Origin of the sequence: Bradyrhizobium symbiodeficiens (assembly GCF_002266465.3) — a bacterium.
Lineage (GTDB): Bacteria > Pseudomonadota > Alphaproteobacteria > Rhizobiales > Xanthobacteraceae > Bradyrhizobium > Bradyrhizobium symbiodeficiens.
In genome coordinates, this window is sequence record NZ_CP029427.2 from 5963119 (window position 1) to 5980651 (window position 17533).

Annotated in this window: 14 protein-coding genes and 1 pseudogene; 7 read left to right on the forward strand and 8 right to left on the reverse strand. The window is 65.5% G+C overall.

The window, feature by feature from the left end; all coding sequences use genetic code 11:
- Nucleotides 1–2 precede the first annotated feature (2 nt).
- From flgF to CIT39_RS28095, 6 genes are all read left to right on the forward strand, one after another.
- Complete coding sequence (gene flgF / locus CIT39_RS28070; RefSeq protein ID WP_094977108.1) at nt 3–731, forward strand: flagellar basal-body rod protein FlgF; 729 nt, start codon at nt 3–5, stop codon at nt 729–731.
- A 42-nt stretch (nt 732–773) separates the two neighbouring features.
- Nucleotides 774–2099 carry a flagellar protein export ATPase FliI gene (fliI, locus tag CIT39_RS28075; RefSeq protein ID WP_094977107.1) on the forward strand — a complete coding sequence of 442 codons (1326 nt, stop codon included), beginning with the start codon at nt 774–776 and terminating at the stop codon, nt 2097–2099.
- Nucleotides 2100–2788: 689 nt separating this feature from the next.
- The gene (locus CIT39_RS28080; protein ID WP_094977106.1) at nt 2789–3424 is read left to right on the forward strand and encodes a MarR family winged helix-turn-helix transcriptional regulator; all 636 of its coding nucleotides are present in this window, start codon (nt 2789–2791) and stop codon (nt 3422–3424) included.
- A 348-nt stretch (nt 3425–3772) separates the two neighbouring features.
- Entirely contained in the window at nt 3773–4837 is a 1065-nt protein-coding gene (locus CIT39_RS28085) for a ketopantoate reductase family protein (RefSeq protein WP_094977105.1), read from the forward strand.
- Between the two features lie 593 nt (nt 4838–5430).
- Nucleotides 5431–6249 (forward strand): YkgJ family cysteine cluster protein, encoded by an 819-nt coding sequence (locus CIT39_RS28090; protein WP_094977104.1) that lies wholly within the window; start codon nt 5431–5433, stop codon nt 6247–6249.
- 103 nt (nt 6250–6352) lie between these two features.
- Nucleotides 6353–7864 (forward strand): helicase HerA domain-containing protein, encoded by a 1512-nt coding sequence (locus CIT39_RS28095; protein ID WP_094977103.1) that lies wholly within the window; start codon nt 6353–6355, stop codon nt 7862–7864.
- Between the two features lie 3 nt (nt 7865–7867).
- Here the strand turns inward: CIT39_RS28095 and CIT39_RS28100 are convergent, their stop codons facing one another.
- From CIT39_RS28100 to CIT39_RS33245, 8 genes and pseudogenes are all read right to left on the reverse strand, one after another.
- Nucleotides 7868–8608: an ABC transporter ATP-binding protein gene (locus CIT39_RS28100; RefSeq protein WP_094977102.1), complete on the reverse strand. Its 741-nt coding sequence runs from the start codon at nt 8606–8608 to the stop codon at nt 7868–7870.
- Nucleotides 8605–9450, reverse strand: a complete 846-nt coding sequence (locus CIT39_RS28105) for an ABC transporter ATP-binding protein (RefSeq protein WP_162308725.1) — start codon at nt 9448–9450, stop codon at nt 8605–8607. The genes CIT39_RS28100 and CIT39_RS28105 overlap by 4 nt, the downstream gene beginning before the upstream one ends.
- Nucleotides 9450–11273, reverse strand: coding sequence for an ABC transporter permease (locus CIT39_RS28110; protein ID WP_094977100.1), 1824 nt, complete (start codon nt 11271–11273; stop codon nt 9450–9452). Before CIT39_RS28110 ends, CIT39_RS28105 begins: the two co-directional genes overlap by 1 nt.
- Nucleotides 11274–11328: 55 nt before the next feature.
- Nucleotides 11329–12486 (reverse strand): ABC transporter substrate-binding protein, encoded by a 1158-nt coding sequence (locus tag CIT39_RS28115; RefSeq protein WP_094977826.1) that lies wholly within the window; start codon nt 12484–12486, stop codon nt 11329–11331.
- 72 nt (nt 12487–12558) lie between these two features.
- Nucleotides 12559–13137: an alkylhydroperoxidase domain protein gene (locus tag CIT39_RS28120; RefSeq protein ID WP_094977099.1), complete on the reverse strand. Its 579-nt coding sequence runs from the start codon at nt 13135–13137 to the stop codon at nt 12559–12561.
- Between the two features lie 14 nt (nt 13138–13151).
- On the reverse strand, nt 13152–13754 hold the full coding sequence (locus CIT39_RS28125; protein ID WP_094977098.1) for a CMD domain protein: 603 nt from the start codon (nt 13752–13754) through the stop codon (nt 13152–13154).
- A gap of 35 nt (nt 13755–13789) precedes the next feature.
- A complete protein-coding gene (locus CIT39_RS28130; protein WP_094977097.1) occupies nt 13790–14824 on the reverse strand; it encodes a putative FMN-dependent luciferase-like monooxygenase in 1035 nt (344 codons plus the stop codon).
- A 263-nt stretch (nt 14825–15087) separates the two neighbouring features.
- A pseudogene (locus tag CIT39_RS33245) lies at nt 15088–15306 on the reverse strand (MetQ/NlpA family ABC transporter substrate-binding protein); the annotation flags it as partial.
- A gap of 402 nt (nt 15307–15708) precedes the next feature.
- Between CIT39_RS33245 and CIT39_RS28140 the strand changes: the two are divergent.
- The gene (locus CIT39_RS28140) at nt 15709–17499 is read left to right on the forward strand and encodes a peptide ABC transporter substrate-binding protein (protein WP_094977096.1); all 1791 of its coding nucleotides are present in this window, start codon (nt 15709–15711) and stop codon (nt 17497–17499) included.
- The last annotated feature ends 34 nt before the right edge of the window (nt 17500–17533 follow it).

The following is a 17533-nucleotide window of genomic DNA, read 5'->3' on the forward strand; positions in this document are numbered from 1 at the left end:
TCATGCAATCGGCCCTCTATGTGGGATTGTCGGCCCAGGTCGCCCTCGAAAAGCGCCTCCAGACGATCGCCAACAACGTCGCCAACGTCAACACGGCGGCATTCCGCACCGACGTGGTGAAGTTCGAGACCGTGCTGTCCAAGGCCGGCGCGAACCCGGTCGCGTTCTCCTCGCCCGGCGACAACATCATCTCGCGCGAGCAAGGCAACATCACCGAGAGCGGCAATCCGCTCGACGTCGCCGTGGTCGGCCAGGGCTGGATCGCCTTCGCCGGTCCCAACGGCACGGTCTATACCCGCGACGGCCGGCTCCAGATCGGCGCCAACGGCGATCTTCAGACCGTGAGCGGTTTCCCCGTCGTCGATTCCGGCGGCGCGCAGATCACGCTGGACCCGAACGGCGGACCGATCTCCATCGCGCGCAGCGGCGCGATCACCCAGGACAACAACGAGATCGGCACGATCGGCCTGTTCAGCATCCCTGCTGATGCCAATCTCGAGCGCTACGGCAATTCCGGCGTGACACCGGACCGGCCTGCGAGCGCCATCGCCGATTTCTCCCGCGACGGCTTCAAGCAAGGCTATGTCGAGGGCTCCGGCGCCAACCCGATGATGGAATTGACCAAGCTGATCGCGGCCTCGCGTGCCTTCGAGGGCACTAATTCGATGATCGAGGGCACCGAGAGCTCGCTGCAGAACGCGATCCGGACGCTGGGCGAACCCGGCAAATAGCCTGCGCCCCGCGCGCATTGAGATTGAGGTTGGACGGTTTCCTTGAACGCTCTTCGACAACTCGAGTGGGCACTGCTGGAGCTTCAGCAGAGCACGCCCCTGGCAAGCGTCAGCGGCGCGATCTCCGAGATCGCGCCGACGCATTTCCGTGTCTCCGGCCTGTCGCGCTTCGTCAGGCTCGGCGAACTCATCGGCGTCAATTCGGGCGGCAAGCCGCAGATCGGCGAGGTGGTGCGAATCGACAGCGAGGGCATCGTCGCCAAGCCGTTCGACCGCCAGTTCGCCGGCGGACTCGGCTCGGTCGCCTACCGGATGCCGCCCTTGTCCTTTGCGCCGGATCCGAGCTGGAAGGGTCGCGTCATCAACGCTCTCGGCGCGCCGCTGGATGGATTGGGGCCCCTCACGCCGGGCCCCCAGGCGGTCTCGGCGGAGGCTGAGGCGCCGTCGGCCATGAAGCGCGCACGCGTGCACAAGCCGCTGCGCACCGGCGTACGCGTCATCGATTTGTTCGCGCCGATCTGCGCCGGCCAGCGCGTCGGCATCTTTGCCGGCTCCGGCGTCGGCAAATCGACGCTGCTTGCGATGCTCGCCCGCAGCCAGGGTTTCGACACCGTGGTGCTGGCCCTGGTCGGCGAGCGCGGCCGCGAGGTGCGCGAGTTCATCGAGGACGTGCTGGGCAACGATCGCCAACGCGCCGTCACCATCGTGTCGACCGGAGACGAAAGCCCGATGATGCGGCGGCTGGCGCCGAAGACGGCCATGGCGGTCGCGGAATATTTCCGCGGCCGGGGCGAATCGGTCCTGCTCATGGTCGATTCGATCACCCGCTTCGCCCATGCCGCCCGCGAGGTCGCGCTCGCTGCCGGCGAGCCTGCGGTCGCACGCGGCTACGCGCCGACGGTCTTCACCGATCTGCCGCGCCTCCTGGAGCGCGCCGGGCCCGGCGAGGAAGGTGCCGGCACCATCACCGGGATCTTCTCCGTGCTGGTCGACGGCGACGACCACAACGAGCCGATCGCCGACACCATCCGCAGCACACTCGATGGGCACATCGTGCTCTCCAGGCACATCGCCGACCAGGCGCGCTATCCGGCTGTCGACGTTCTGGCCTCGGTCTCCCGCCTCGCGCATAACGTCTGGGATCCCGAAGAGCGCGAATTGGTCAGCAAGCTGCGCGCCTTGATCGCCAAATACGAGGACACGCGCGACCTTCGCCTGATGGGCGGCTATCAGCCGGGACGTGATTCGGGCCTCGACCAGGCGGTCGACATGGTTCCGAGAATCTACGGCGCGATGCGGCAGGACGCTTCGGCGCCCCCGAGCGCCGATCCGTTCCGGGAGCTGCGCGACATGCTGAAGGGCGAATAGCAGCGCTGCCGCAAGCCACCGCACGGGCGATTTGGCGGGCACCAAGCCAACAACCGGCACGTGCAATTCCTGCGAATTCCCCTGTCGATTCCGCGGATCCACGCACAAGTTGTGGATGACGCGCCGAACTCATCGTCATCGTGCACAAGCTTCGATCAATCTGCATCGATCATGGACAGCAGGATGCTGTGCAATCATGGCGTCGCAGAGTTGAGTGCATGTTGCTTGCCTGACAGCGTATTGCGTTCACCACGATGTGTCCCGAGCAGCGAGATTGTCTTGAACTTTACATTCGCCTGCAGCGACATCCGAGCTCCGCGAGCGTCTCTACTTGATTTTGTTGAGAAGCTCATTCATCGTTTCGGCGGAACATAAGAAACGTCTGCGTGTGACTTGAACTCAGGGGCTCCGGTTGAACTATTCCGATCCATCGTCCGTTGACGACGACAACTCGGGCTCCCGCGCGACGACGACGCTGTTGGCATGTCAACGACGCGGTTTCTCACTCCGGAGCACGCGAGCCCCAGCGATCCAGGCGGGACGTGCTGCAATTCCTTCTTTCGAACCAGAGCTCGACACGATTCGCTCGCCCGACAGCAGCCGTTCGATGTCTTTCGATGGATTCGCAGGCCGGAGCGCAAAGCGGCTCCTGAGCGCCGCAAACGAAGTCCCGGGGGCGGAGTAGATTCATGCCATTGGCACGGGAAGCCGTCGAGCTGCTGGTCCAGGCGGCGAGGGCATGGTATTTCGAAGGCAATCAGCATGGATTGCGCGATCGGGAATGGATGGCGCTGCGCTTTCTCGGCCGCGCCAACCGATTTTCGCGCACGCCTTCCGCGCTCGCCGGCTTCATCGGCGCCACCAGAGCGACCGCATCGCAGATCGTGAAGACGCTGGAGGGCAAGTCCTTTCTGGTGCGCAAGCCGTCGCAAGAGGACAAGCGTTCCGTCGTCCTGCACATCACCGCCCAGGGCGAGAAATGCCTGAGCCAGCACGACCCTATCAATCACGTGGTCAATGCGGTCACCTCGCTCGGGAACGACGAATGCGTCAGGCTGCGCGATTCGCTCCGCGAGGTTCTCAACCACCTCGACGCAGCCCATCAGCGGCTCGACGCCAGCGTCTGCCGCGACTGCATGTTTCTCGCCGAACGCGGCCCGGCTACCTCGAAGGCACGCGCGAGCGCCGAATTCATGTGCCGGCTGTATCGCGCTCCGATCTCGCTCGAAGAGACCGAACTGCTGTGCACCAGCTTCGAACGCACCCGCGACCGCCCGAAGATCGAGGAGCATCTCGACCGCGCGCGGGTCGCAAGCCAGGGCTGAGAGAGCGCCGCGCCCGCAAGACGGTGCCAGGTTCGACGGCGCGACTCTTCAACTCGCAGACACTTCTTGCCGATCTCGCAGCTAATTTCGGTTAAGTGGAACTTCGGGCGGCTTTGACGGCCCCAAAGCGGGTCTCGTCGGTCGGGCAAGCAGCCCCGATGCAGCCAACGGGTCGGCGATTCCGAGCGAGGGGTCCTGATGCCCCCACCCTGCGGCCGGGAACTCGGCACTGCCTTGTATGCATTATCCCAGTTGCCATCCCCGCGAACTTCGCCTTACATGCCGACAAACTCGCCCGCGGATGACGGCCGGGCCCAAAAATCACAGACATTGTCAAAGGGACGGAATATGGCGCGCAACATATTGATTCTCGGGGCTTCTTACGGCTCGCTGCTGGGCACGAAGCTGCTGATGGCCGGGCACAATGTGACCCTGGTCTGCCGCGCCAAGACCGCTGAGCTGATCAATCGCGAAGGTACCGAGGTACGCATCAAGCTGCGTGACGAGGCGGTGCACCGGGCGATCTTCTCGCGCAACCTGCCCGGAAAGCTCGACGCCGTGACCCCCGCCAATGTCGACCTCTCCCGCTACGATCTGGTCGGCCTTGCGATGCAGGAGCCGCAATATACCAACCACACGGTGCGCATGCTCATGGTGAAGATCGCCGCGGCGAAGCTGCCGTGCCTGTCGATCATGAACATGCCGCCGCTGCCCTATCTGAAGCGCATCCCGGCGCTCGCCGGCATGGATCTGGAGGAGGCCTACACCAATGCGCAGGTGTGGGAGCGGTTCGAGCCGGGCCTCGTGACGCTCTGCTCGCCCGACCCGCAGGCCTTCCGTCCGCCGGAAGAAGCCACGAACGTGCTTCACGTCGGCCTGCCCACCAACTTCAAGGCGTCGGTGTTCGCCGACGAGAAGCACAACAAGCTGCTGCGCGAGCTGGAGGCCGACATCAACGCCGTGACGCTCGACGGCCACGACGTGCCGGTGAAGCTGAAAGTGTTCGATTCTCTGTTCGTGCCGCTGGCGAAATGGTCGATGCTGCTCACCGGCAACTACCGCTGCATCACGCCGCACGAGCCGCAGTCGATCCGCGACGCCGTGCACGGCGACCTGAAGCGCTCGCAGACGATCTACGACCATGTCGATGCCATCGCTCGCAAGCTCGGCGCCGATCCGCAGGACCAGGTGCCGTTCGCAAAATACGCCAAGGCCGCCGAAAGCCTGCTCAAGCCGTCATCGGCCGCGCGCGCGGTCGCGGGCGGCGCGCCCTTCATCGAGCGCGTCGACCTCTTGGTGAAGCTGATCTCGCATCAGCTCGGCGCGCCCAACCCCGAGATCGACCGCACCGTCGAGACCGTCGATCTCAAGCTGAACGAGAAGATCGTGCAGGGCGGATCCGGCGCGCAGTAGCGGCGCGCGTTCCTCCGCGACAGCGGACGTCGTGCATGCCACCCACGCCACGGCCGCCGTGACGATCTGAAGCGCGATCAGGGCGAGCCGACGGCAAACGGTTCGAACGGTATCGCGATCGCACGGGTCACCTTGGCCCCACGAACGACGCACTGCCGGTTCCGAATGTCACGCGCGAGCAACTCGATGCAAGGTCTCGCTCGATCCACCCATGATCACGCGAACGTGTCGTTTCCGCGCGCGGGAATGCGTGCAGCGCGAACATCACGTGTGTGTGAAAAACGCCTGCCGCTCATCATATCTTGAGGGCGCATCACGTCGAACTGCGCTCGTTTCGCCGCGATCTGAGCCAAAACCGTCGCGGCCGCTGCGCGCAATCGGCTTGAACACGATCGCAAAGCGCCGTGCATGATCCTTCATTTGCGCAAACGTTGCATGCGAGCGCGAAGGGCGCGGCTTCTTGCCTGGCAAGCAGATCGATGAGCAACATAGTTTTTTCTATCAGATGTCTGAGACCTGTTTGCCGCTCCTGTTTCGGCCCGGGTCGTAATGTTGGCTGACGGAACCGGACCAGAAGACCAAGAACAATAAAAATGGACCAGATGATGCTGAGCGTCGTCCGCGCCATCGAGGCAGGCGCGACGACCACGAAGGGCGTGATCGACGCCACCGGACTGTCCCGTCTCAAGATCGAACGTGCGCTGAACGCGCTGGAGAAGCAGAAGCTGCTGGTGCGCGACGGCCGGGGCTTGCGTGCGACCGGCCTGCCGAAGACGGCACCGCTGCCCCGACAATGCGGATCGTGCAACGCCTGCTGCGATATTTTGGAAGTCGCGGCCATCGACAAGCCGGTGAACCAGCTCTGCAAGCATTGGCAGACGGGCACCGGCTGCACCATCTACGACCGCCGCCCCCAGATGTGCCGCTCCTTCGTCTGCGCCTGGCTGCAGGGGCATCTCGACGACGACTGGTTCCCGGCGAAGTCGGGGATCATCGTCCATTTCAGCCAAGATGCCGTGAACGTCACGGTGGACGACCATTGCCCCGATCGCTGGCGCGAGGAGCCTTATTTCAGCAAGCTCGCCGAATGGTCGCTGAATGGCATCAGGCGGATCGGAAACCGGGGCTATGCGACCCTGATCGTTTCCGGCGCCGACCGCTTCCTGCTGCTCGGGCGCACGGTCGTTCCCGAACCGACGCTGTTTGGCACGGCCTTCGTGCCGATGACGGCCGACACGTTCCGGTTCTGGCGGGCGACGTCGCCGGAACATTTGCAGCGATTGCATGAGCGCATCGCCGAGATCGAGCGGATCAGGCAGGAATTCGGCTCCTGCGTCATCCCGGAGAACGAGGACGACGATCCGCAAGCCCCCTATCGGCCCGCACTCTTACGGCTATCGAATCACGCCTGAACGCCGCCGTGGGCAACGCGGCCCCACCAACGCCGTGCCGCTCGACGCGCCGCGACGGGATTGATAAGCCCCTGTTCGCGAATGACGGGGACTTGAGTCGGGCATGACGGTTGCGATCGAGATGGGGCAGACCACGGCGGGCGCCCCGGCCGCCATGGACCTCGAGGAACTCCTGGCGACCCGCCTCCTCGTGCAGGGCAATTCGGGCTCCGGCAAGTCGCATCTGCTGCGGCGGCTCCTGGAGCAGAGCGCACCCTGGGTGCAGCAGGCGATCATTGACCCCGAAGGCGATTTCGTCACGCTGGCCGAGCGTTTCGGCCATCTGGTGATCGAGGCCGAGGATCACACCGAGCGCGGCCTTCAGGTCGCCGGCGAGCGCGCGCGGCTGCATCGCGTCTCCACCGTGCTCAATCTCGAAGGCCTCGACGCCGAAAACCAGATGCGTCGCGCCGCCGCGTTTCTCGGCGGGATGTTCGAGGTCGATCGCGACCATTGGTATCCGATGCTCGTGGTCGTCGACGAGGCGCAATTGTTTGCCCCCGCGGTTGCCGGCGAGGTCTCGGACGAAGCGCGCAAGCTGTCGCTCAGTGCCATGACCAACCTGATGTGCCGCGGCCGCAAGCGCGGCCTTGCCGGCATCATCGCCACTCAGCGGCTGGCGAAGCTCGCCAAGAACGTCGCGGCGGAAGCCTCCAACTTCCTGATGGGCCGCACCTTCCTCGACATCGACATGGCGCGCGCCGCCGATCTGCTCGGCATGGAGCGGCGGCAGGCCGAATCCTTCCGCGACCTCGAGCGCGGCCAGTTCATGGCGCTGGGACCTGCGCTGTCGCGCCGCCCGCTGCGTTTGCACATCGGCCCGACCGATACTTCCCCACGCAACTCCACGCCGCGGCTGATGCCGCTGCCTGAAGCGGCCACGGAAGATATGCGCGCCATGATTCTGGCCGCGCCGCCGCCCGATGCCAGCCGGCCGCAACGACGGCCGGCGCCGGATCTGCTCGAGCAGCTCCGCGCCGCGAAGGCCGCCGCGCCGGTGATCCAGCCGGAAGTCGACGAGGTGCCGGTTAGCGCCGAGGAGCTCGCCGAGCGGCGCGAACGCGTCGATCGCACCCTTCGTGCCGTGCTCGCCGCACCCGACGCCGGCTTTCGCGCCGTCGGCGTGCTCTATCAGGAGTTCGTGGTCCGCTGCCGCATCGAGGGACTGGGCTCGGCCGTCCCTGACCTCACCGAATTCCGCCGCATGCTGACGCGCGCACGCGCGGGGCTCGGCGCGGAACATGCCGAGGACGACGCCTGGCAGGACGTGTCGCTGCGCGCATCCATTTTGCCAGACGACATGCAGGGCGTGTTCATGATGATCGCGCGCGCGGCCAAGGAAGGCTGGCCCTGCCCCGGCGATGCCGCGATCGCGCGCGCCTACGGCTCGCATTCGCTGCGCCGCGCGCAGCGGCTGCTCGGCTACATGGAGGAGCAGGGCCTGATCGTGGTCCAACTCGACGGCGGCGGACGCCGGATCGTGACGCTGGTCGAGCTGGCCTGGGCCACCGCGCCCGGCGATCCCAATGGCGATGATCTGCCGGCGGAGCCGGTCGCGAGCACGGCCTCGGCGTGAACGTTACGCGGCCTCGGCGCCGCCGAGATACGCGTCGCGGATTCGAGGATCATCCTTCAACGTGCGTGCCGAGCCTGACAGCACGATCTTGCCGGTCTGCAGCACATAGGCTTCATGCGCGATCTCCAGAGCGAGGCTGGCGTTCTGCTCGACCATGAACACGGAGACGCCCTCCTGGTTGATGGTGCGGATCAGCTCGAGCACGCGGTCGACATAGAGCGGCGACAGGCCCATGGTCGGCTCGTCCATCACGATCATCCTGGGACGGCTCATCAGCGCCCGCGCCATCGCGACCATCTGCTGCTCGCCGCCCGACAACGAGCCCGCGCGCTGCGACAGCCGCTGGCCAAGCTTCGGGAACAGCGTCAGCATCCTGTCGAGATCCTGCATGATCGCCTCGCGGTCGTTGCGCACGAAGGCGCCCATCAGGATGTTCTCGCGCACACTCATGTCCGCGAACAGCCGCCGCGCCTCCGGCACGGAGGCGATGCCGCGGCGGACGATCTGCGGCGTGGTCAATCCGATGAGCGAGGCGCCGTCGAACGTGACATCGCCCGATCGCGGTTTCACCAGACCCAGAATGATCTTCATCGTCGTCGACTTGCCGCTGGCATTGCCGCCGAGCAGGCAGACGATGTGACCGCGCGCGACCGTGATCGACAGGTCGAAATGCACCTGGGCCTGGCCGTAGAAGGTGTTGACCTCCGACAGCGCCAGCAGCGGTTCTGGTGTGCTCGCCGTCATGCCGCGCTCTCCTGCTCCGACGCCCCTGACAGCCCATGGCCGAGATAGGCCTCGATCACCTTGGGATCGCCTCGCACCGCTTCGCCCGGCCCTTCCGCGATCTTCTTGCCTTCGTCCATGACGATGACGCGATCGGACAGGCGCATCACCATCTCCAGCTTGTGCTCGATCAGGAGGATGGTGAGGCCTTCCGCCTTCAATTCGGCAACGAGGCCCTGCATCTCCGTCGTCTCCGTCGGGTTCATGCCGGCGGTCGGCTCGTCCAGCAGCAGCAGGCGCGGCTTCAACGCCAGTGCGCGCGCGATCTCGACGCGGCGACGGTTGGCGTAGGACAGGCTGTAGGCCGGCTGGTCGATCCGCGGCAGCAGCCGTTCGCCGAAGCGGGCGAGGATGACCTTCACCTCCTCGCGCAGCCGCTCCTCCTCGGCCTTGACACTAGCGGGACGCAGCAGCGCCAATCCCAGTTCAAGCAGCGGGCCGATCACCGGCACCGCCGGCTTCACTGCGCGCAGCCGCGTATGCGCGCCGATGAGGACGTTGTCCATGACGCTGAGATTGCCGAAGACGCGCCCGAGCTGGAACGTGCGCGCGATGCCTCCGGCCGCGAGCCGTTCCGGCGACAGACCCGTGATGTCCTGGCCTTCGAAGCGAACCTCGCCAGCGTCGGGCCGGTCCAGCCCGGTGACGAGATTGAACAGCGTCGTCTTGCCGGCGCCATTGGGGCCGATGATGCTGACGAGCTCGCCCTTGGCGAGATCGAGGTCGATGGCGTCGACCGCGGTGAGGCCGCCGAAGCGCCGCGTCAGCCCGCGCAGGGACAGCATGGAATTGAGCTGCGCCATCACATGGTCCCCAACAGGCCCTGCGGTCTGAACCGCACCAGCAGCAGGAGCACGATGCCGTAGATCAGGATGCGGTACTCCGCCGCGATCCGGAACACTTCGGGCAGGCCGACCAGCGCCACCGCGCCCAACATCGCGCCGACGACGTTGCCGAGCCCGCCGAGGATGACGACGGTCAGCGCCAGGATCGATTGCTGCGTGTTGAAGGTCTCGTGGTTGATGTAGGAATAGAGATGCGCGGCTATGCCGCCGCTGACGCCGGCGGCAAACCCGCCGAAGATGAAGGCGAGCGACTTGTAGCGGTTCAGGCTGAGGCCATAGGCACGCGCGGCGATGTCGTCGTCGCGGATGGCGCGGAAGCTGCGGCCGAGATGCGAGCCGAGCAACCGGCCCTGCAGCAGCGCCAGCACGACCATCACCGTGAAGCTGAACCAGTAGATCGAGGTCGGGCTGATCAGCTCGTAGCCGAACAGCGACAGCGGCGGGATGCCGGAAATGCCGATCGGGCCGCGCGTGACGCTCTCCCAGTTCAGGATCACCAGCGACACGATCTCGCCGATGGCAAGCGTTGCGATCGACACGTAATGCCCGCGCAGCCGGAACGACGGCGAGATCAGCAACGTGCCGAGCGCAGCGCTCATCAGGCCGCCGCAGATGATGGCGAGGCCGACCGGAACGTTGAGAGTCAACGATAGCAGCGCGGAGGTATAGGCGCCGATGGCGAGCAGTGCGGCGTGACCGAGCGAGACCTGGCCGATCGTGCCCGCCACCAGCGTCAGGCTGAGCGCGAGCATGCCGAGCAGCCAGGCATTGATCAGGGTCTGCAGCACGTAGAACGACACCGGGAAGAACGGCAGGATCGCAAAGATAGCGGCCGCAGCCAGTAGCACCCATCGCGGAATGCGGACCGGACGGCTCGGCGCGATGAAGGTGCCGGTGAGTGGCTCCGGCGGCGCCTGCCGCGCGCTCGCGAACAGGCCGTTCGGCCGCAGCACGAGCACGACGACGAGCAGCAGGAAGGCGAACAGATTGCGATAGCTGGTGCCGAACACGGCGACGCCGTAGCTCTCCACCAATCCCAGCAGCAGGCTGCCGATCACGGCACCCGGCACGTTGCCGGCACCGCCGACCACTTCCGCAACGACGCCCTTGAGCGTCGCCTGCAGGCTCATCGCGGTGTCGATCTGGTTGTAGTACATGCCGACCAGCAAGCCGGAGACGCCGCCGAGCGCGGCGGCGATGCCGAACACGGCCTGATTGACGCGATTGACGTCGACGCCCATCTGCATCGCGGCGTCGCGGTCCTGCGCGGTGGCGCGCACCGCCCAGCCGAGCTTGGAGTAGCGCAGGAACACGAACAGCAGAATCGCGCTGGTGAGACCGACGCCAGCTATGAGCAAGTCAAGAGGCCCGATGGTGCCGCCGCCGACCTGGAAGCGGACATCCGGCAACTGGCTCGGCAGCGCGCGCGGATTGGGCGAGAAGGTCAGCATCACCAGCTGATCGAGCACGAAGCTAATGCCAATCGTGGCGAGCAGCGGCGCGATGCGGACCGAGTTCTGCAGCGGACGCAGGCCGAACCGCTCGATGATCAGCCCGACGATGGCGGCCGCCACCGCCACCACGATGATGGTGAGCGGCAGTGGCGTATGCAGCTGCACCACCGCGACCCAGCCGATATAGGCGCCGACCAGATAGATCGACCCCTGCGCGAAGTTGATCAGCCGGCTGACGCCGAAGATCAGCGCGAGCCCGACTGCAACGAGGGCGTAGACATTGCCGACGATCAGGCCGTTGATCGTGTAATCGAGCCAGGAAGACACGCAGCGTTCCTACTGAAGGGAGAACGGGCCGGGGCGAAATGCACCGCCCATCAGGTCAGGTCGGCTTGCCGTCCCAGAGCGCGAACTGGCCCTTGCGCACGACGAGTTCGGCGTTCATGGCGCCCTTGACGCGGCGGCTCGCGACGTCGAACGTCGCCGAGCCGAAGATGACGCTGGAGACGTCCTTCACTTTCGTGAAGGCATCGCGGATCGCCTTGCGGTCGGTGCCGCCGATCTTGACGACGGCGGCGGCCATGTTCATCGCGTCATAGGAATAAGCGTTGAAGGCATCAGGCTCCTGCCCGTTATATTTCTTCTTGAAGCCCGCGATGAACTTCTGCACCTCGGGCCGCGTATCCTCGGGGAAGTAGCGCGTGCCGACGTGAACGTCCTCGACCGCCTCGCCGCCGAGCTCGATGAATTTCGGCGAGTAGACCGAGCTCGCAGCGCAGATGACCTGCTTCAGGCCGACTTGCCGCGCCTGACGGGCGATCAGTGCGCCGTCGGAATAATAGGAGATCAGGATCAGCCCGTCTGGATTGGCGTCGCGCACGCGCACCAGCGTCGAGCGGAAATCGCGCTCCTCCGCGATGTAGCCCTCGGTCACCACGATCTCGGCGCCGTATTCCTTGGCCGCGTTGGTGAAATAATCGCGGCTGGTGCGGCCCCAATCGGTGTTGAGGTGCAGGACCGCGAGCTTCTTGAGGCCGAGGCGCTTGACGGCATAGGCGGCCAGCAGCGGCTGCTCGTCGGCCTGGCTGACCGAGGTGCTCCACATGAAGTCGCCGCCCTTGGTGAAGTCGGGGTGCGAATTGGTGAAGCCGAACTGCACGAGGCCGCCGCGCTGATAGATCGGGGAGGCCGCCATCGAAGCGGGGCTGGAGAAGTCGCCGAGCTCCATGACGATTCGGGGATCGGAGACAAACTTCTGGGCGATCGCCACCGACTGGCGCGGATCGCTCTGGCTGTCCTCGAACTGATAGGCGAGCTTGCGGCCGTTGATGCCGCCGGCCGCCATGATCTCGTCGAGCGCGAGATCGAAGCCCTGCTTCCACTGCGTGCCATATTGCGCGTTGGGTCCCGTGAGGGGACCGCTGACGCCGAGCAGGATCGGCTCGGAGGTATCAGCGAAGGCGCCGCGTGAGAAGGCCGCTCCCGCCATCATGGCGGCAAGCGAGCCCTTCATCAGGGTACGACGATCGATGTTGCTCATGCACGGCTCCATCCACTCAGGTGTTGAAACGCCAGTTCAATAAGACAGCAATTCTCGTGCCGGTGAGATTGCCTATTTCGAGGGCTCGCCGAGCGACAGCATCAGCCGGTTCGCCCAATTGAAGAACGAGGCGCCGTTGATGACGTCGACGATCTCGGCGTCGTCGAGACCGGCGCGGCGCAGTTCCGCAATATTGGCAGGGCCGAACGCGATCGGGGTCGAGGCCAATGCGACCGAGGCCTTGACCACGGCATTCCAGCGCTCGCCGAGATCGGCCTTGACCCCTTCATCGAGCAGGCGTTGCACGTCGTCGCGGCGCTTGGAATAGGTGCTGGCGAAGCGCGCATGCACCGAGGCGCAATAGATGCAGCCGTTGTAGCGCGAGGTCGCGGCCGCCGCGAGTTCGCGCTCGGCGCGCGGCAGGCCGTCGACGACGTTATAGAAGATGTCCTTGTCGGTCTTGGTACGGGCTTCCAGCACTTCGGGATCGCGCACAAGCAGGCGGAAATATTCCGACTTGGCGCGGGAGCGATCGACCAGGCCCGCGTAATGCCGCTCGGTCAGTTCCGCCTCGGGGAGCGGATCGATCCAGGAGACCCAGCCGAGCTCGTCCTGGGTAAAAGCGACGGGTGGATTGACGGTGGCGCTCATGATGCAGCCTCCTTTTATGCGTTCACGGCGGCGAGCGTGCGCAAGCCGCTGACGACACGCACCTGGAACGACAGGAACGCGACGAGCTGCGAGAACGTGACGATGCCGGTAGCCGACCAGCCGGCGTCGAGCAGGGCCTTCATGTCGGCGGCGGCCGCATCGCGAGGACGGAACACCAGCAGATGCGCATGTTCGAGCGCAGCTGCGAGCCTCGCACCAAGCGCCGGCTTGCTCGCGGCGCTCACGCGATAGATCAGGCCGGCAGTGTTCTCGACCGATAACGGGCCCGCGGGATACGAGCCATAGGGACCCGAGGTCTTGCCGCGCGCGATCTCGGCGTCGATCGCTCCAAGCAGAGCCGCGCCGCCCGCGCTCGCCGCGAGCTTCTCGCGATAGAAGGTGGCAACCGGGGACTCGCCATGCAGTCCGGTCACGAAGGCGGCCACCGCGGCGCGTTCGAGCAGCGAGACATCGCCGGCGTCGATCGGCTCGAACAGGGAGAGATAGCTCTTCTGCGCGTTCTCACGCGCCTGCAGGCGGCGGGCGCGGACGGCGTCCAGAGCCGAGCCCGGCTCAATCCCGGCGAGTGTGTCGATGATATCCTGCGTACTCATCATTCAGCCTCGTGCAACGCGATGCTCTTCATGTCCGATCAGCCCGCCAGCGCCACATCGGGCGCGGTGCGGATCCAGCCCAGCGCCGGCGCGACCTTCTCCGCGACCAGATCGATCGAACGCAGGACATGGGGATGCGGGGCATCGACCGAATGCACCTGGAAGACGAGATCCGTCACCCGCTCCAGCGTCGCATCGGCCCGCAGCGAGGTGATGACGTGGTCGGCATCGCCGACATGGGTGTCGAACGCCTGGATCATCTCCTCGAGCGTCTCGCCCGGCGGAAGGTGACCGCCCTTCATGAACTGCGGCAGCGCGCGGCGCAGACCGATATCGGCAAGTCGCAACGCCTCGCGATGATCGTCGGCGACGAAGACACTGCGCGAAGCCATGATGCGGGGTTCGGCCCCCTTGGGCAGCGCTTCCAGATAGGCATCGATCACCGGATTCTGGATCTCGGCCAGCGTCGCCTTCGGCGCTTCCTTGGTCCGCGGCTGGGTGCGCGACAACAGCAGGCCATCGCCGGCCTTGCCCGCACGCGCGCCGCCCGCGACCGAGAACGTCGCCTGCCAGATCCGCTTGTCCAATTGCGGCCGTTGCGGATAGATCGTATCGCCGCCTTCGAGCGGCTTGCCGACCAGGGCGGTGCGGACGACCTCCAGATTGCGCGCAAAGATATCGTTGCGCTGGGCGCTGTCCAGGCCGAAGGCGGCAAAGGCCGAGGGATTGCCGCCGGTGCCGACGCCGAGCTCGAAGCGCCCGTTGCAGAGGAGATCGAGCACGGCTGCGTCCTCCGCCACCCGCACCGCGTTCTCCAGCGGCAGCGTGACGATGCCGGTGCCGAGGCGGATGCGCGAGGTTTGGGCTGCGACATAGCCGAGAAAGGTGAAGGGCGACGGCAGGCCGCCTTCGCGCTCGTGGAAATGATGCTGGGCGATCCACGCGGAATCGAGCCCGGCCTTTTCGGCGTGCACGATCTGCTCGGCCGCGAAGCGATAGCGCTCGGCGGGCGGGGCCTCGTCCAAAAGCCGCGTGAAAAATCCCAGGCGTTTCAGATTTGCAAAGCGTTTCATGCGACCCCTGTCGGACCGGGATGACCAGACTGCCGATGATGTCGGTTACTGCTGCCCCAGACAAGCGGACAATGCGCAAGGCTCGTACGCAACGTCGTCCGCCGGGAGCGTTGCTGCGCTGCTGCTGGGCAGATTGCCTACCAGCTCGGCAGCACCGCGCCCTTTAACTTGGCGAGGACGAACTCCTTGACCTCCGGCGAGTGGTAGGCGGCGCGCACGGCGATCAGGTTGACATAGGGGCTCTTGGGGTCGTCGCGCAGGATCGCGGCGATCGGCTTCACCGCCTCGAGGATCTGCGCATGCGGTCCCGGCGTCACGCCAATCTTGATGGTCTCGGCGAAGGCTGCTGCCGACCAGGCGGCGAGCACGGTTGCGAGGATCAGGGGAAGGCGAAACGACATCTTGGTCTCCGTGAGTCTGCGGCAATGATTGGAACCGTATTCGCTTCTCCGCGGGCCGAAATCAATGAAATGGAAATCCATATTGAGTGCCGGTGGCGGGTGCGCTTTCTCCTTCCGGCAGCATACGCGAAACGAATTCACGACGGCGGCCACGCACGGGTGATGCCGGCTCTCCGAGGGTTCATGTGTGGCGATGTCGTGGCGGCTGCAATGAATCTCCGGGCGCCGCAACATCACGAAACTTGATGCGCCCGCAGCGACCGGGTTAGCGTTCCGGCGCGACCTTTGAACTTCCCCAAGTTCACCCAAGTTCGCACTGGGTCGCCGCCCGGGTCTCTCGGGCGGCGATCCGGCTCCTGGCCTGCAACAGCTCTCCCCATCGTCATTTCGTCGCATGGCCTTGCGGTCACGCCGGCATTGCCGCCTCCCGCATGATGCCACATGATGCCGGCGACCGATGTCTTCGAGGTGGAGGGTTAGCTGATGGACGAGAACGAGATCCGGGGCCTGGTCGCGGAGGTCAAGCAAGGCACGCTGTCGCGGCGCTCGTTCATCCGGAAGGTGGCCGCGTTCGGAATCGCGGCGCCCCTCGCGAGCCAGATCCTGGTCTGGCACGATGTGGCAATGGCCGATGCCACGCTCGACTACAAGCCCACCAAGGCCGGCGGCGGCGGCCCGCTGAAGATCCTGCTGTGGCAGGCCCCGACCCTGCTCAATCCGCATTTCGCGCTCGGCACCAAGGACCAGATCGCCTCGCGCATCTTCTTCGAGCCGCTCGCCAGCTGGGACAAGGAGGGCAATCTGATCCCCTGTCTCGCCGCCGAGGTGCCGACCAAGCAGAACGGCGGGCTTGCGCCGGACGGCATGAGCGTGGTCTGGAAGCTGAAGCGTGGCGTGAACTGGCACGACGGCAAGCCCTTCACCGCCGACGACGTCGTCTTCACCTGGCAGTACGCCGCGGATCTCGCAACTGCGGCCTTCACCACCGGCTCCTACAAGGACATCAAGGTCGACAAGATCGACGACCATACGGTCAAGGTGATCTTCAAGGCGCCGACGCCGTTCTGGGCCGACCCGTTCGTTGGCGGGCAAGTCGGCCAGATCCTGCCGAAACATCATTTCGGCGACTATGTCGGCGCCAAGTCGCGCGAAGCCCCGGGCAATCTGAAGCCGGTCGGCACCGGCCCGTACAAGTTCGTCGAGTTCAAGCCGGGCGACATGATCCGGGCCGAACGCAACCCCGATTACCACGTCAAGAACCAGCCGCATTTCGACACGCTCGAGGTCAAGGGCGGCGGCGATGCGGTGTCCGCGGCGCGCGCCGTGCTGCAGACCGGCGAATACGACTTTGCCTGGAACATGCAGGTGGAGGAGGAGGTCCTCAAGCGCATGGAGGCGAGCGGCAAAGGCAAGCTCGACATCACGCCGTCGGGCAACGTCGAGTTCATCATCCTCAACACGACGGACCCGTGGACCGAGATCGACGGCGAGCGCTCCAGCGTCAAGTCCAGGCATCCGACGCTGTCCGATCCCGCCGTGCGCCGGGCGATCAACCTCCTGATCGACCGCGATTCGATTCAGAAATTCATCTACGGCCGCGGCGGCATTGCCACCGCGAGCTTCGTCAACGCGCCGAAGCAGTTCAAGTCGCCCAAGCTCAAATACGAATTCGACATCGACAAGGCCAACAAGATCCTCGACGAGGCCGGCTGGACCAGGGGCGCGGACGGCATCCGCGAGAAGGACGGCAAGAAGCTCAAATACGTGTTCCAGACCTCGACCAACGCCCCGCGCCAGAAGACGCAGGCCATCATCAAGCAGGCCTGCCAGAAGGCCGGCATCGAGATCGAGATCAAGGCGGTCACCGCCTCGGTGTTCTTCTCCTCCGACGTCGGCAATCCCGACACCTACTCGAAATTCTATGCCGACATGGAGATGTACAACACGACGCAGCCGCAGCCCGATCCGGAGCGCTTGCTGAACCAGTGCGTGTCCTGGGAGATCGCGACCAAGGACAACAAATGGCTCGGCCGCAACAACTCGCGCTATTCGGACCCCGAAGCCGACAAGGCCTACAAGGCCGCGCAGAACGAGCTCGACCCGGTCAAGCGCGCCGCGCTGCTGATGAAGGTCGACGAGATCTTCTGCGAGGCCCACGTGTTCCTGCCGCTGCTCTCGCGCCCCATCGTCAACGCCGGCGTCAACAACCTCGTGGTCGACATGTCGGGCTGGGACACCATCACGTGGAATCTGGCGGCGTGGTATCGGAGCTGAGGGGGGCCGAGGGAGCGCGGCGAGCGCCGGCATG

What these genes read in the sequence shown, in the direction of transcription:
- flgF (WP_094977108.1), top strand. Translation starts at nt 3, where the DNA reads ATGCAATCGGCCCTCTATGTGGGATTGTCGGCCCAGGTCGCCCTCGAA.
- CIT39_RS28080 (WP_094977106.1), top strand. Translation starts at nt 2,789, where the DNA reads ATGCCATTGGCACGGGAAGCCGTCGAGCTGCTGGTCCAGGCGGCGAGG.
- CIT39_RS28085 (WP_094977105.1), top strand. Translation starts at nt 3,773, where the DNA reads ATGGCGCGCAACATATTGATTCTCGGGGCTTCTTACGGCTCGCTGCTG.
- CIT39_RS28090 (WP_094977104.1), top strand. Translation starts at nt 5,431, where the DNA reads ATGGACCAGATGATGCTGAGCGTCGTCCGCGCCATCGAGGCAGGCGCG.
- CIT39_RS28095 (WP_094977103.1), top strand. Translation starts at nt 6,353, where the DNA reads ATGACGGTTGCGATCGAGATGGGGCAGACCACGGCGGGCGCCCCGGCC.
- CIT39_RS28100 (WP_094977102.1), bottom strand. Translation starts at nt 8,608, where the DNA reads ATGACGGCGAGCACACCAGAACCGCTGCTGGCGCTGTCGGAGGTCAAC.
- CIT39_RS28105 (WP_162308725.1), bottom strand. Translation starts at nt 9,450, where the DNA reads ATGGCGCAGCTCAATTCCATGCTGTCCCTGCGCGGGCTGACGCGGCGC.
- CIT39_RS28115 (WP_094977826.1), bottom strand. Translation starts at nt 12,486, where the DNA reads ATGAGCAACATCGATCGTCGTACCCTGATGAAGGGCTCGCTTGCCGCC.
- CIT39_RS28120 (WP_094977099.1), bottom strand. Translation starts at nt 13,137, where the DNA reads ATGAGCGCCACCGTCAATCCACCCGTCGCTTTTACCCAGGACGAGCTC.
- CIT39_RS28125 (WP_094977098.1), bottom strand. Translation starts at nt 13,754, where the DNA reads ATGATGAGTACGCAGGATATCATCGACACACTCGCCGGGATTGAGCCG.
- CIT39_RS28130 (WP_094977097.1), bottom strand. Translation starts at nt 14,824, where the DNA reads ATGAAACGCTTTGCAAATCTGAAACGCCTGGGATTTTTCACGCGGCTT.
- CIT39_RS28140 (WP_094977096.1), top strand. Translation starts at nt 15,709, where the DNA reads ATGGACGAGAACGAGATCCGGGGCCTGGTCGCGGAGGTCAAGCAAGGC.